We start from the raw sequence: 14,782 nt of genomic DNA, 5'->3' as shown, positions 1-14,782 counted from the left end.
CGCGATCCGATCGTTCGGCCATCGCCTGGAATGCAAAATCGATCGGCACGAGACTCAAATCAAAAGGAAGCAAGCAGTATTGGGCGGCAAATCACTTACTTCATATTGGAAACAAATAGCAACAATTGGAAATGGGAAGAGTTAAAGGCGCTGCTTTCAGCGATGGCTCTCGCCGAAGGCGCAACGGCAAAAGACGTGTAACGGCAAAAGACAACGGCGCCGCTCATGACAGCGGCGCCGCGTGTTGATGGGATGAAGGTGCAGGACGCGCCTCATCCCTTGCCTACGTTACTCCGACTTGTCGATGTTCCAGAACACCGGCGTTGCCGGACCGTCGAGCACGCCGGACAGCGACTTCCGCCAGGCGCTCGGCGCCAGATACTGGCCGAGCGGAATGTAGATCACCTGGTCATAGGCTTCCTTCTGGATCTCGGTCGCGATCTTCTTCTGATCGTCGAGCGAGGCAGCGTGGACGAAGTCATTTTTGAGCTGCTCGATCTTGGCGTCCTCCGCCCAACCGAACCAGCCGCCCTTCTTGCCCTGGCCGCCGATCGAGAGATTGGAGATCGGGTTGGACACGTCGGCGCTGACCCAGTTGGTGAAGAACATGTTCCAGCCGCCCTCCTTCGGGGGCTTCTGGCTGGCTCGGCGGCTCACCACCGTCTGCCAGTCGGTCGCCTGCGCATCGACCTTGAAGCCGGCTTCGCGGAGCAGCTGCACCGCGACCGTCGGCTGCGCCTTCAGCGTCACGACGTCGCCGGGCACCATGACGACGACGGGTGTGCCGTCATAACCGGATTCGGCGAGCAGCTTCTTGGCTTCCGCCATGCCGTTGCCCTTGACCAGCGATTCCGAGCCGACATCGGTCGCGAACGGCGTGTCGCAGATGAAGAAGGCGCCGCAGATCTTGTAATATTTGGGATTGCCGACGAGCGCGTCGAGCACGTCCTTCTGGTTCATCGCCAGCAGCGCGGCGCGGCGGATCTTCGGATTGTCGAAGGGCGGATAGAGGAAGTTCATGCGGCCGAGCGTCTGATAGCCGAACTTGTTCAGCGTCTCGACCTTGAGGTCGGGATTGCCCTCAAGCACGGGCAAGAGATCCCACGGCGGCACTTCCATGAAATCGATGTCGCCCGATTGCAGCGCGTTCACCGCGGTCTGCGGGTCCGGCATGGTGATCCATTCGACCCGGTCGACCTTCACCACCTTGCCGCCAGCGGTCCAGCTCGCCGGCTCCTTGCGCGGCACGTAATCCGGATTCTTCTCGTAGACGGCCTTTACGCCGGGCTGGAATTCGCCCTGCACGAACTTGAACGGGCCGGAGCCGATCTGCTCGGGGATCTGCTTGTCCGGAGGCGTCTCGGCGAGCCGCTTCGGCATCATGAACGGCACGCGCGAGGACGGCTTGCCGATCGACTCGAGAACGAGACCGTAGGGCTCCTTCAGCTTCAGCGTGATGGTCTTGGCATCGGTCGCCTCGATGCTGGCGGTGAAATCCATCAGCTTCTGGCCCATGCCGTCGACGGCGGCCCAGCGCTTCAGCGAGGCGACGCAGTCTTCTGCCGTCACCGGCGTGCCGTCATGCCACTTCAGGCCGTCGCGCAGCGTGAAGGTGTAGGTGAGCTTGTCGTCGGAGATCTTCCAGTCCGCCATCTGCGGCTGGATCTTGAAGTTCGCATCCGTCGTGATCAGCGTGTCGTAAACCATGTAGCCATGGTCACGCGTGATGTAGGCGGTGGTGAAGATCGGATCGATGATGCGCAGATCCGAATGCATCACCGCGGTGATGGTCTTGCCGGCCGCAAGCACTGGCGAGGCCAGTGCGGTCGAAAGCGCGAGGACCGACAGCGCAAGCTTGGAGGCGAACGCGCGACGCCCCATGCGCATCAAGTGGAACATATAAAGTTTCTCCTGACGTGAAACTGTTCAAAGGCGGATTATTGGTTGAGCATTCGGTGCGTTCTTTAGGCGAACTAACCTCATGCAATGCCTTTGTCTTTTCGAGACTTGCAGACAGTCTTGAGCGCGTCAATCCGGTTTCGGTGCAGGCCCTTGCGGCGCAGCTGCGGGCTCCACAAAGACCGGATTGGCTCTACAACTCAACTCCGCCAGTCCTGCCTGCTCGTCTCGCCTGCACCTTGCAATGAGCGTTCCATCTTTCGAAGCCTGAGAGACATCAAGATGAATCCAGCCAATCTTCCCTTCGATTCCGAGGCCATGCTCGAGGGCCTGCGCACCTGGGTGGAATGCGAGAGCCCGACCTGGGATGCGAGCGCGGTGAACCGCATGCTCGATATCGCGGCGCGCGATATGGCGATCATGGGTGCGACCATCGAACGCATCGCCGGCCGTCAGGGCTTCGGCGGCGCCGTTCGCGCGCGTTTTCCCCATCCGAGGCAGGGCGAGCCGGGCATCCTGATCGCCGGACACATGGATACGGTCCACCCGGTCGGCACCATCGAGAAGTTGAAGTGGCGGCGCGAGGGCAACCGCTGCTACGGCCCCGGCATCTTCGACATGAAGGGCGGCAACTACCTGTCGCTGGAAGCGATCCGGCAGCTGGCGCGCGCGTCGTTCACCACGCCGCTGCCGATCACCATCCTGTTCACGCCGGACGAGGAAGTCGGCACACCCTCGACACGCGACCTCATCGAGGCGGAAGCCGCGCGCAACAAATATGTGCTGGTGCCCGAGCCCGGCCGCGCCGACAACGGCGTCACCACCGGACGTTACGCCATCGCGCGCTTCAATCTGGAAGCGACCGGACGGCCGAGCCATGCCGGCGCGACCTTGTCGGCCGGACGTTCTGCCATCCGCGAGATGGCGCGGCAGATTCTTGCGATCGACGCGATGACGACCGAGGACTGCACCTTCTCGGTCGGCATCGTGCATGGCGGGCAATGGGTGAATTGCGTTGCCACGACCGCCACCGGCGAAGCGCTGTCGATGGCCAAGCGCCAGGCCGATCTCGACCGCGGCGTCGAACGCATGCTGGCGCTGTCGGGCACCACCAATGACGTCACCTTCAAGGTGACGCGCGGCGTGACGCGGCCGGTGTGGGAGCCGGATGCCGGCACCCTCGCGCTGTATGAAAAGGCGCGCGGCATCGCCAAATCTCTCGGCGCGGAGCTACCCCATGCGAGTTCCGGCGGCGGATCCGACGGTAACTTCACCGGCGCGATGGGCATTCCGACGCTCGACGGGCTTGGCGTGCGCGGCGGCAATGCCCACACGCTGGAGGAGTATATCGAGGTCGAGAGCCTGGTTGATCGCGGCCGGTTGATGGCGGGACTGCTGGCGACGCTAGAGTGATCCAGACGCCGTCCTGTAGGGTGGGCAAAGGCGCGCTTGCGCCGTGCCCACCATCGGTCTCCAATCGAAAAAGGTCGTGGGCACGCTCCGCTTTGCCCACCCTACGGGACCAGCGTCAAACACGTGGCCGCACTGCGAAATCTGTGGCCTTGATGGCACGGGAATTGCTGAAATGTTAGGCTGATGGCAGAACGGGCCATGACCGTTGCCGACGATTTGACTCTCATCTGACGGATCCAACTTGCTCGGATATCTCCTTCGCCGAATCTTCGCCGCCGTGCCCGTGATGGGCGTCGTCGCGCTTTTCGTGTTCCTGCTGCTGCGGCTGACGCCCGGCGATCCCGCCGCGATCCTCGCCGGCGACAATGCGACGCCGGAGCGGCTGGAGCGCATCCGCACCTCGCTCGGCCTCAACGAGCCCCTGATCGTGCAGTTCATCACCTGGGTGAACAAGCTGCTGCATGGCGATCTCGGCACCTCGCTGATCTCCAACCTGCCTGTCATGAAGATGATCGGCCAGCGCGTCGAGCCGTCGATCTCGATCGCGCTGTCGACCATCATCCTCGCCGTCATCGTCGCAGTGCCGCTCGGCGCCATCGCAGCCTGGAAGCACGGCACCTGGATCGACCGCTTCGTGATGGGTCTGTCGGTGCTCGGCTTCTCGGTGCCGGTGTTCGTGGTCGGCTATCTCCTGATCGAAGTCTTCGCGATCGACCTGCGCTGGGTGCCGGTGCAGGGCTTCAAGAGCATCAGCGCAGGCTTCGGGCCGTTCTTCGAGCGCATCATCCTGCCGACCTGCGCGCTCTCCTTCATCTACATCGCGCTGATCGCGCGCATGACGCGCGCGGCCATGCTCGATGTGCTGGGCGAAGACTATGTGCGCACGGCGCGCGCCAAGGGCATCAACGAGGTCGCGGTGATGCTGCGGCACGCGTTGCGCAACGCCGCCGTGCCCGTCATCACCGTGATCGGCACCGGCTTTGCGCTGCTGATCTCCGGCGTCGTCGTCACCGAGAGCGTGTTCAACATTCCCGGCATCGGCCGCCTCACCGTCGATGCGGTGCTGGCGCGCGACTATCCGGTGATCCAGGCGATGATCCTGCTGACCTCGCTGATCTACGTCGTCGTCAACCTGCTGATCGACGTCGCCTACACGCTGCTCGATCCTCGCATCCGCTACTAAGGCTAAGGACAAGAACAACGATGACGGTCGATAGCCTTCCGCAGTCCTCGATTCCGATCACGTCGCCGCTGCGGCCGCGCCTCGGATTCCTCACCTCGACGCCGATCATCGCGACGGCCACGATCTGCCTTGCGCTGATCGTGCTGATCTCGATCCTGGCGCCGCTGATCGCGCCGCATGATCCGATCCAGCTTGCGCCCTCGCTGCGCCTCAAGCCGGCGTCGGCGCAATTCCTGCTCGGCACAGATGCCTATGGCCGCGACCTGCTGTCGCGCGTCATCTATGGCGGCCGCATCTCGCTCCTGATCGGGATCGGCTCGGCGATCCTCTCGATCGCCATCGGGCTCGCGATCGGTCTCGTCTCCGGCTTCTTCAAGCTGGTCGATTCCGTGATGATGCGCGTCATGGACGGCCTGATGGCGATGCCGAGCATCCTGCTCGCGATCGCCGTGGTCTCGCTGTCGGGCGCGAGCATCTGGACGGTGCTGGTCGCGATCACCATCCCCGAGATCCCGCGCGTCGCACGCCTGGTGCGCTCGGTCGTGCTGTCCGCGCGCGAGGAGCCCTATGTGGAAGCCGCGATCTCGGTCGGCTCGTCCTTGCCGAAAATCATGTGGCGGCATCTGATGCCGAACACGATCGCGCCGCTGATCGTCCAGGGCACCTATGTCTGCGCCTCCGCCATCCTCACCGAGGCCATCCTCTCTTTCCTCGGTGCCGGCATCTCGCCGGAGACGCCGACCTGGGGCAACATCATGGCCGAGGGCCGGCAGTACTTTCAGCTCAAGCCGACGCTGATCTTCTGGCCGGGCCTTTTGCTCTCGATCGCCATCCTCAGCATCAACCTGATCGGCGACGCCGCCCGCGACGCCCTCGATCCCCGCATGAAGCAGCGGGAGGGGAAGTGATGGGAATGACGCTGTCATCCCGGGGCGCGACGAAGTCGCGAACCCGGAATCCATTTCACCTCTTGAGTTGCGGCCCGATGGATTCTCAGGTGCGCAATTGCGCACCGTAGTTCGCGCTACGCGCGCCCCGGAATGACGGCGGAGAGAAATGACGTGACCAACCCAGTCCTCGACATCAACAATCTCGTCGTCTCCGTCGGCAAGAAAACGGGCGGGCCGAAGATCATCGACGGCATCTCGATAAAGGTCCACGAAGGCGAGACGCTGTGCCTCGTCGGCGAAAGCGGCTCGGGCAAGTCGGTGACCTCGCTCACCACGATGGGCCTGCTGCCGAAGGGCACGCTGGTTCCATCAGGCGGCAGCGTGAAGCTCGTCGGCGAGGAAATCCTCACCGCGACCGATCGCCGCCTGCGTCAGCTGCGCGCCACCAAGATGGCGATGATCTTCCAGGAGCCGATGACCGCGCTCAATCCTGTCGTGCCGGTCGGCCGCCAGATCGACGAGGTGCTGCGCGCCCACACCAGGCTCGACGCCAGGGCACGCAAGCGGCGCATCCTCGACATGATGGAGCAGGTCCACCTGCCCCAGGTCGAGCGCATCTTCGCCTCCTACCCGCACCGGCTCTCCGGCGGCCAGCGCCAGCGCATCATGATCGCGATGGCGCTGGTGCTGGAGCCGAAGCTGCTGATCGCGGACGAGCCGACCACCGCGCTCGACGTCACCACGCAGAAGCAGATCCTGTCGCTGATCCGCGAGCTGCAGCGCGATCACGGCACCGCGGTGCTGTTCATCACCCATGACATGGGCGTGGTCGCCGAGATCGCCGACCGCGTCGCGGTGATGCGGCAGGGCCGGCTGGTCGAGACCGGCCCGCTCGACACCGTGCTGCGCAATCCCACGATGGAATACACCCGCAATTTGCTGGCCTCCGTGCCGAGCCTGGTGCCACGGCCGCCGCGTGAGGACAGCCGTGAGCCCGTCGTGCTCGAGGCCAACGATCTCAGCAAGGTCTACAAGGAGCGCGCCTTCTTCGGCAAAGGCCGCGAGGTCGTCGCCGCCGACAAGGTGACGCTGACGCTGCGCAAGGGTCGCACCCTCGGCATCGTCGGCGAGAGCGGCTCGGGCAAGTCGACGGTGGCGCGCTGCATCGTCCGCCTGATCGACCCGACCTCGGGCGGCGTGCGCCTCGCCGGCCGCGAGATCTCCGACATCTCGCGCCGGCTGCTGCAGCCGCACCGGCAGAAGATCCAGATCGTGTTCCAGGATCCTTATCGCTCGCTCAATCCACGCGTCAGCGTCGGCGAGAGCATCGCGGAAGGCCCGATCAATTACGGCGTCTCGCATGCGAACGCCATGAAGCGTGCCCGCGAGCTGCTCGAGCTGGTCGGCCTCCCCGCCGACGCCGTCTCGCGCTATCCGCACCAATTCTCCGGCGGCCAGCGCCAGCGCATCGCGATTGCGCGGGCGCTTGCGCTCGACCCTGACGTGCTGGTCGCGGATGAAGCGGTCTCCGCGCTCGACGTCTCGGTGCAGGCCCAGGTGCTGGACCTGCTCGACGAGATCCAGAAGCGGCTCGGCATCGCCATCCTGTTCATCACCCATGATTTGCGCGTCGCCGCGCAAATCTGCGACGAGGTCGTGGTGATGCAGCATGGCCGCGTGGTCGAACAGGGTCCTGCCGCAGAGGTGCTGACGCATCCGCAGGAGGCCTACACCAGGGCGCTGCTGGATGCCGCCCCGGGCCGCCACTGGGATTTTGCGAATTTCCGGCCGGTGTCGGAGGGCGTGGGGGCGAGCGCCTAAACTCTCTCCCCGCGTCATTGCGAGCGCAGCGAAGCAATCCAGACGGTTTCCGCAGAGCGATCCTGGATTGCTTCGGTGCGCTCGCAATGACGGTGTGCGCGGCAAGCATTCCCAAAACAGCTTGAGCCCATGCGTGGCGCGATTGTCTCGTTGCTTGCCCTTGCCGCGAAGGCGGGGCTAACGTCGCGCGCTTCCACTCGCTGACGGAAAAGGACCACATGCCCACCATCGACCGCATCGACGGCTATGCCGACGAACTGACCGCTATCAGGCGCGACCTCCACGCCCATCCCGAGATCGGCTTCGAGGAGGTGCGGACGTCCGGCATCGTCGCCGACAAGCTGGCAAGCTGGGGCATCGAGGTGCATCGCGGTCTCGGCGGCACCGGCGTGATCGGCGTCATCAAGGGCAAGGGTTCCGGCAGCAAGCGCATTGGCCTGCGCGCCGACATGGACGCGCTGCCGATGGAAGAGAACACCAATCTGAAATGGAGCTCGAAAATCCCCGGCCGTTTCCACGGCTGCGGCCATGACGGCCATACCACCATGCTGCTCGGCACCGCGCGCTATCTCGCCGAGACACGGAATTTCGACGGCACCGTGCACCTGATCTTCCAGCCGGCCGAGGAAGGCCTCGGCGGCGCCCGCGCCATGATCAAGGACGGCCTGTTCGAGAAGTTTCCGTGCGACGAGCTCTACGGCCTGCACAACGCGCCCGATCTCAACCACGGCGAGATCGCGATCCTGCCGGGCCCGGCCATGGCCAGCGCCGATTTCTTCGATCTCCGCATCACCGGCTATGGCGCGCATGGCGCGATGCCCGAGCGCTCCAAGGACGCGGTGATCATCGCGACCACGCTGGCGCAGGCGATCCAGACCATCGTCAGCCGCAACGTCGAGCCCCTCCAGGCCGCCGTCGTGTCGATCACCCAGATCCATGCCGGCTCCGCCTACAACGTCATTCCCGGCGATGCGCATCTGTGCGGCACCATCCGCACCTTCTCGAAGGAAGTCCGCACTCTCGTCAGCGAACGCATCCGCACCATCTGCGCCGGCATCGCCAGCGCCTATAATTGCGTGATCGACGTCGACATCCGCGACACCTTCAACGTGCTGGTCAACCAGGTCGAGCAGTCCAAGGTGGTCGAGGAGGTCGCGCGCACCGTCGTCGACCCCGCCAAGGTGATCACCCGCAGCCAGCCGAAGATGGGCAGCGAGGATTTTGCCGACATGCTGGAGACCATTCCCGGCGCCTATTTCTGGGTCGGCCATGACGGCTCCGTGCCCGTGCACAATCCCGGCTTCGTGCTCGACGACAAGATCCTGCCGATCGGCGCCAGCATGTTCGCCCGGATCGTCGAAACGCGCATGCCGGTCGGTTAGCAATGCAGAAGAAGAGTGCTGAGGATGCGATCACCTCGCTGCACGATCTCTCCGCGGTCGATCTGATCGCGGGCTATCGGGCAAAACAATTCTCGCCAAGCGAGGTGCTGGAGGATCTGCTCGCGCATGTCGCTGCGTGGGAGCCGCATCTGAAGGCGCTCTATGCGTTCGATCCTGACAGCGCGCGCGAGGCCGCAAAAGCCTCGACCGCGCGCTGGACCGGAGGCGAGCCGTCAGGCCCGCTCGACGGCGTGCCTGTCACGATCAAGGACAACATCGCGACCAAGGGCGTGCCGGTGCCGCTGGGCGCTGCGAGCGTCAAGCTGGTGCCGGCCGAGAAGGACGCGCCGCCCGCCGCGCGCTTGCGTGAGGCAGGCAGCATCATCTTCGCCAAGACCACCATGCCCGATTACGGCATGCTGTCTTCGGGGCTCTCTTCGTTCCATGCGCTGGCGCGCAATCCCTGGGACCTCTCCAAGAATCCCGGCGGCTCCAGCGCGGGCGCAGGCGCGGCCGGCGCAGCGGGCTATGGCCCCCTGCATCTCGGCACCGATATCGGCGGCTCGGTGCGGTTACCCGCCGCTTGGTGTGGCCTTGTCGGGTTGAAGCCGAGCTTTGGCCGCGTGCCGATCGATCCCCCCTATGTCGGCCGCGTCGCCGGCCCGATGACCCGCACGGTCGATGATTGCGCGCTGATGATGAGCGTGATCGCCAAGCCCGATCGGCGCGACGGCATGAGCCTGCCGGCGGAGCCGCTGAACTGGAAGGGACTTGAGAAGTCGCCGCGCAAATTGCGCATCGGCCTGATGCTCGATGCCGGCGTCGGCCTGCCGGCGGAAAGGGCCGTCCGCGAGGTCGCGGTGAAGGCCGCAAAGGCATTCGAATCCGCAGGCAGCGTCGTCACCGAGGTCAACGGCATCTTGACGCGCGAGATGCTCGACGGCCTCGACAATTTCTGGCGCGCGCGGATGTGGGACGATCTGTCGAAACTGACGCCGGCCGACCAGGCAAAGGTGCTGCCCTACATTTTCAAATGGGGCGCTTCAGGCGCAAAGCTTTCGGGCGTCGATGTTATCAGAGGCTTCAACCAGACCATGGCGATCCGCGCGGCGGCGTCAAAACTGTTCTGCGAGCTCGACTATGTGATTTCGCCGTCGGCGCCGAACGTGAACTACCCGGCTGACTGGGCCTCGCCCACCAACGATCCGATGCGGCCGTTCGAACACATCGCCTTTACCGTGCCGTGGAATATGTCGGAGAACCCGGCCGTCACCATCAATGGCGGCTTCGACGCCAGCGGTTTTCCCATCGGCGTGCAGATCATCGGCCGCCGCTTCGACGATATCGGCGTGCTCGGCCTGGCCAAGGCGTTCGAAGGCCTGCGCGGCCCTCAGAGGCCGTGGCCGAGGCCGCCGGCGAAGTAGCGACACGCACGTAGCGTCTCAGCACAACTCCTCATGCGCGGGCTCGACCCGCGCATCCATCGTCATCAAAAAAGATGGATTGCCGGGTCAAGCCCGGCAATGACAGAATTGATTCAAGAACGACAGGAAGGAAACCATCGATGGCGTATCAGACGATCAAATACGAGGTCGCCGAGCAGATCCTCACCATCGCGCTGAACCGGCCCGACAAGCTCAACGCCTTCAACGCACAGATGCAAGGAGAGCTGATCGACGCGTTCGACGCCGCCGACAAGGACGACAATGTCCGTGCCATCATCGTCACAGGCGCCGGTCGCGGCTTTTGCGCGGGTGCGGATCTGTCGTCGGGCGCCGATACATTCGATCGCGACGCGCGGCGCGGACCGGTCAAGCGTTTCGCGGACGGTAGGGTCGATTACAGCGACCCGCAGGTGCGCGACGGCGGCGGCCAGGTGACGTTGCGCATCTTCAAGTGCCTCAAGCCCGTGATCGCCGCGGTGAACGGTCCCGCGGTCGGCATTGGCGTCACCATGCAGCTCGCGATGGACATCCGCATCGCATCCGAGGCCGCGCGCTTCGGCTTCGTGTTCTCCCAGCGCGGCATTGTGCCGGAGGCGGCCTCGAGCTGGTTCCTGCCGCGCATCGTCGGCATCTCGCAGGCGCTGGAATGGTGCTATTCGGGCCGCGTCTTCCCGGCCCAGGAGGCCCTCGCCGGTCGCCTCGTCAGCAAGGTCGTGGCGCCCGACGATCTCCTGCCGACCGCCCGCGCGCTCGCCAAGGAATTTTGCGCCAAGACCGCGCCGGTGTCGGTCGCGCTGATCCGCCAGATGATGTGGCGCATGATGGGTGCGGACGATCCCATGGAAGCGCACAAGATCGACAGCCGCGGCATCTATGCCCGCGGCCGCTCGGACGATGTGAGGGAAGGCGTGGTGTCGTTCCTGGAGAAGCGGCCGGCGCAGTTCAAGAACAAGGTGTCGAGCGACATGCCGGATTATTTCCCGTGGTGGACGGAACGGGAGTACAAGTGACGCGAAGCGTCATCCCGGGCGATGCGAAGCATTGAACCCGGGATCTCGAGATTCCGGGTTCGCCCTTCGGGCGCCCCGGAATGACAGTGATGAAGGTCAATCCATCACCAGCGCCACCCGCCCGATCGCCTTGCGGTCGAGCAACAGCCGCATCGCCTTGGCGCAATCCTCCAGCGGCAGGCGGTGCGAGATGTTGGGGCGCAGCTTGCCCTCCTCCGCCCATTGCAGCAGCGCCCTCAGCCTGATCTCGCCAAGCTCCGGGTTTTTCCGCACGGCTTCACCCGCGCGGACGCCGAGCACGCTGGCGCCCTTGATCAGCAGGAGATTGGTCTTGGCCGAACCGATGCCGCCGGTGAAGCCGATCACCAGGAGCCGTGCGCCCCAGGCCATGCAGCGCATCGAGTCTTCAAAGACCTGACCGCCGACGGGATCGAACACGACATCGGCACCGCGGCCGTCGGTGATGCGCTTGACGGCATCGCGAAACGGCTCGCGGTCGTAGCGGACGAGATGATCGGCGCCGCGCGATTTCGCAATCGCCAGCTTCTCGTCGCTGGACGCCGTCGCGATCACGGTTGCGCCGAGCATCTTGCCGATCTCGACGGCGGCAAGGCCGACGCCGCCGCCGGCGCCATGCACCAGCAGCACCTCGCCCCGCTCGACCCGGCCGCGGTCGATCAGCGCGTGATAGGCGGTGCCATGGCCGGCGAGATAGGTCGCGGCTTCCGCGTAGTCGAACGTCGACGGCATGGGCGTGAGTTGCGAACGCGTCACCACCGCTTCGTCCGTGAAAGCGCCGTAACGCATCTTCACGATAACCTTGTCGCCGACGGAGACGCCCCTCGCCTCCGCGCCGACCTCGGTCACATCGCCGGCAGCTTCCACGCCGGGCGTGAACGGCAGCTCGGGCTTGAGCTGATACTCGCCCGCGGTCATCAGCACATCAGGAAAGTTCAGACCCGCAGCGCGGATCGCGACGCGCACCTCGCCCGGCTTCAGGACGCGCGATGGAAACTCTTCCAGTCGCAACGTTTCGGGCGCGCCGAGCGTGCGGCAGACGACAGCGCGCACCATCAGGCCGCGCTCGCCTTGCTGCGCAGCAGCGCCTCCCGGATCAGCGGCAGGCGGTCGTTGCCGAAGTACATGTCGGTCTTGTTGACAAAAATGGTCGGCGAGCCGAACCCGCCGCGGGCCACGACCTCCTCGGTGTTGGCCTTGAGCTGATCCTTGATCGCCTGCTCGGAGATGCCGGCAAAGAATTTCTGCTCGTCGATGCCGACTTTCCTGCAGATCTCGGCGAGCACCGCGTCCTGTGAGATGTCCTTGTCGCTGCCCCAATAGGCCTCGAACACTGATGTCGCGAACGGCACCATGTCTTTTCCGAGCCAGATGCAGCCCCGCATCGCCTTCACACTGTTTACCGGGAACATCGTCGGCGGCATCTTGATCGAGAGCCCCGCCGAGCGCGCCCAGTCGGCGAGATCCTTCTTCATGTAGCGCGCCTTCAGCGGCACCGGCTTCTCCCGTTGCGCGTAGACGCTGGGGTTGACCGTGTTGAAGATGCCGCCGACCAGGATCGGTCTCCAGGTGATCTCGGCCCCAAGCTCCTCCGCAAGCGGCTGGATGTTATGGAAGGCGAGATAGGTCCAGGGGCTGGAACAGTCGAAGAAGAATTCGATCATGGCGCGTTTCCTTGTGTCTTGTCGCGCTCCATCCTCGTCATTGCGAGCGAAGCGAAGCAATCCAGAATCCTTCCGCGGAACCAGTCTGGATTGCGTCGCAGGGGCTCCTCGCAATGACGGGGAGAGAGCGGTGGAATAGAGGGCGACTTTTGTTGTTCTGTACCTCGACGTTAAGACATGGCAGGAAGAGGCGCAACACAACCCGCCGGGAGGGCCGCCATGCTGTTTCCAACCACGATCGCCGGCTCCTTGCCGAAGCCGGAATGGCTCGCCGAGCCCAACATGCTCTGGGCGCCCTGGAAATCTGGCGGCGACGAGCTGCTACGTGCCAAGCGCGATGCGACGCTGATCTGGCTCAAGGTCCAGGAGGACGCCGGCATCGACATCGTCACCGAGGGCGAGCAGGCCCGGCAGCATTTCGTGCACGGCTTCCTGGAGAAGATCGAAGGCATCGACTTCGCCCACAAGGTCGAGATGGGCATCCGCAAGGATCGCTACAAGGCGATGGTGCCGCAGGTGGTCGCGCCGCTGCGGCTCAAGGGGCGGGTGCACGACTTGGAGGCGCGCGTGGCGCGGACGCACACCCAGAAGAAGCTGAAATTCACCCTGCCCGGTCCGATGACGATCATCGATACCATTGCGGACCGTTACTATGGCGACCGCGTCAAGATGGCCTTCGCTTTTGCCGAGCTCTTGAACGAGGAGGCCAAGGCGCTTGCCGCCGACGGCGTCGATCTGGTGCAGTTCGACGAGCCGGCTTTCAACGTCTACATGGACGAGGTCAACGACTGGGGCATCAAGGCGCTGGAGCGCGCCGCGCAAGGGCTCACCTGCACCACCGCCGTGCACATCTGCTACGGCTACGGCATCAAGGCCAACACGGACTGGAAGCAGACGCTGGGCAGCCAGTGGCGGCAGTACGAGCAGATCTTTCCGGCGATCGACGCCAGCCCGATCCAGCAAGTCGCAATCGAGTGCCGCAATTCCAAAGTGCCGCTCGACCTGCTGGCGCTCCTGAAGAACAAGATCGTGCAGGCCGGCGTCATCGACGTCGCCAGCGATACGGTGGAGACCGCCGAGGACGTCGTACAAGTGATCGACGCTGTCTCGAAATTCGTGCCCAAGAGCAACATCATCGCCACCACCAATTGCGGCATGGCGCCGATGCGGCGCGAGATCGCCGAAGCCAAGCTGATGGCGCTCGGCGCCGGCGCGGCGCTGGCGCGCGAGAAGCTGGGGTGATGACGAGGATTCGACGCTAGAGCATGATCCGGAAAAGTGTGAAGCGGTTTTCCGAAAAGATCATGCTCAAACAAAGAGCTAAAGCGCGAAGACGATTCAACCCAATCTCATCACGCTTTAGGCCTGCGCGGAGGGGTGCAGCACCGGCCGATAGCCGGCGTGCAGCGTGCGGAGTGTCGACGGCGGCGTGAGCAGCATTGCGTCGTCGGCGAAATGCTCCGCCGCAGAGTATCCCGCCGGCGACCACTTTAGCACCCTGCCCTGCGTGACGAGATAGCTGGCCTCGCTTTGCTGAACCATCGCGCCCTCGGGCAATTGGTCGAGCGGCGCCAGCAGGGCGTGCAGCCGCTTCCTGCCGTGATCGAGCCGCTCGTGGTGCAGCACGGCGTCGATGTCGTGCATGCGGACATCGTGCACACGGTTGCCCTTCTCCCATGCGCCGCGGAAGCGATTGGCATCGTCGCGGCGGCAATAGAAGCAGGGGCGATGCCCGGCGGCGAGCGCGGTAGCCTCGTCCAGGAAGAACAGCTCGGTCCAGCTGCGCTGCGCCATCACCTCGCGGCGGCGGCCGCGGAATTCGCAGGTGCAGGTCAGCCAGGCCGGCGACGACCAGCGCTTCTTCAAAAGCGTCTTGGTCGCGGGATCATGGATGATGCCGCGATTGCCGGTGAACATTCCGCGGTGTGGCGTTGCGATGATGTCGCCGGTCGGCGTGACGCGGTTTTGCAGGGGCATGGTCCCACCGCGCGTCATTGCGAGCGAAGCGAAGCAATCCAGAGATGCGTCCACGGAAGCAGTCTGGATTGCTTCGCTTC

13 protein-coding genes are annotated in these 14,782 nt (G+C 64.5%); 9 read left to right on the top strand and 4 right to left on the bottom strand.

What is annotated here, in order from left to right; all coding sequences use genetic code 11:
• Positions 1-201 (top strand): hypothetical protein (locus AOQ71_RS46580; RefSeq protein ID WP_205668184.1); only part of this gene is annotated, 201 nt, incomplete at its 5' end.
• 87 nt (positions 202-288) lie between these two features.
• On the opposite strand, the gene AOQ71_RS01620 is transcribed toward AOQ71_RS46580, so the two are convergent.
• Entirely contained in the window at positions 289-1,899 is a 1,611-nt protein-coding gene (locus tag AOQ71_RS01620; protein ID WP_057740933.1) for an ABC transporter substrate-binding protein, read from the bottom strand.
• A gap of 282 nt (positions 1,900-2,181) precedes the next feature.
• Here AOQ71_RS01620 and AOQ71_RS01615 point away from each other — a divergent pair, with 282 nt between their 5' ends.
• From AOQ71_RS01615 to AOQ71_RS01585, 7 genes are all read left to right on the top strand, one after another.
• On the top strand, positions 2,182-3,312 hold the full coding sequence (locus AOQ71_RS01615; protein WP_057740931.1) for a M20/M25/M40 family metallo-hydrolase: 1,131 nt from the start codon (positions 2,182-2,184) through the stop codon (positions 3,310-3,312).
• Between the two features lie 241 nt (positions 3,313-3,553).
• Positions 3,554-4,495, top strand: a complete 942-nt coding sequence (locus AOQ71_RS01610) for an ABC transporter permease (protein ID WP_057740929.1) — start codon at positions 3,554-3,556, stop codon at positions 4,493-4,495.
• 20 nt (positions 4,496-4,515) lie between these two features.
• A complete protein-coding gene (locus AOQ71_RS01605; RefSeq protein ID WP_057740926.1) occupies positions 4,516-5,403 on the top strand; it encodes an ABC transporter permease in 888 nt (295 codons plus the stop codon).
• Positions 5,404-5,556: 153 nt separating this feature from the next.
• Positions 5,557-7,206 (top strand): ABC transporter ATP-binding protein, encoded by a 1,650-nt coding sequence (locus AOQ71_RS01600; protein WP_057740962.1) that lies wholly within the window; start codon positions 5,557-5,559, stop codon positions 7,204-7,206.
• A 218-nt stretch (positions 7,207-7,424) separates the two neighbouring features.
• A complete protein-coding gene (locus AOQ71_RS01595) occupies positions 7,425-8,588 on the top strand; it encodes a M20 aminoacylase family protein (protein ID WP_057740923.1) in 1,164 nt (387 codons plus the stop codon).
• Between the two features lie 2 nt (positions 8,589-8,590).
• A complete protein-coding gene (locus tag AOQ71_RS01590; protein ID WP_057740920.1) occupies positions 8,591-10,012 on the top strand; it encodes an amidase in 1,422 nt (473 codons plus the stop codon).
• Between the two features lie 140 nt (positions 10,013-10,152).
• The gene (locus AOQ71_RS01585; RefSeq protein ID WP_057740918.1) at positions 10,153-11,043 is read left to right on the top strand and encodes a crotonase/enoyl-CoA hydratase family protein; all 891 of its coding nucleotides are present in this window, start codon (positions 10,153-10,155) and stop codon (positions 11,041-11,043) included.
• A 96-nt stretch (positions 11,044-11,139) separates the two neighbouring features.
• Here the strand turns inward: AOQ71_RS01585 and AOQ71_RS01580 are convergent, their stop codons facing one another.
• Together AOQ71_RS01580 and AOQ71_RS01575 are read right to left on the bottom strand one after the other, a co-directional pair.
• Positions 11,140-12,117, bottom strand: coding sequence for an NADPH:quinone oxidoreductase family protein (locus tag AOQ71_RS01580; protein WP_057740916.1), 978 nt, complete (start codon positions 12,115-12,117; stop codon positions 11,140-11,142).
• The gene (locus AOQ71_RS01575) at positions 12,117-12,725 is read right to left on the bottom strand and encodes a 2-hydroxychromene-2-carboxylate isomerase (RefSeq protein WP_057740914.1); all 609 of its coding nucleotides are present in this window, start codon (positions 12,723-12,725) and stop codon (positions 12,117-12,119) included. Before AOQ71_RS01575 ends, AOQ71_RS01580 begins: the two co-directional genes overlap by 1 nt.
• A 219-nt stretch (positions 12,726-12,944) precedes the next feature.
• Between AOQ71_RS01575 and AOQ71_RS01570 the strand changes: the two genes are divergently transcribed.
• A complete protein-coding gene (locus AOQ71_RS01570; protein ID WP_057740912.1) occupies positions 12,945-13,967 on the top strand; it encodes a methionine synthase in 1,023 nt (340 codons plus the stop codon).
• Positions 13,968-14,084: 117 nt separating this feature from the next.
• On the opposite strand, the gene AOQ71_RS01565 is transcribed toward AOQ71_RS01570, so the two are convergent.
• The gene (locus AOQ71_RS01565) at positions 14,085-14,702 is read right to left on the bottom strand and encodes a hypothetical protein (protein WP_057740959.1); all 618 of its coding nucleotides are present in this window, start codon (positions 14,700-14,702) and stop codon (positions 14,085-14,087) included.
• Positions 14,703-14,782 lie beyond the last annotated feature (80 nt).

Origin of the sequence: Bradyrhizobium manausense (assembly GCF_001440035.1) — a bacterium.
GTDB classification, from domain to species: Bacteria; Pseudomonadota; Alphaproteobacteria; order Rhizobiales; family Xanthobacteraceae; genus Bradyrhizobium; species Bradyrhizobium manausense.
Note: the sequence above shows the minus strand (reverse complement) of the source record. Positions and strands in the feature narration are given on the sequence as shown.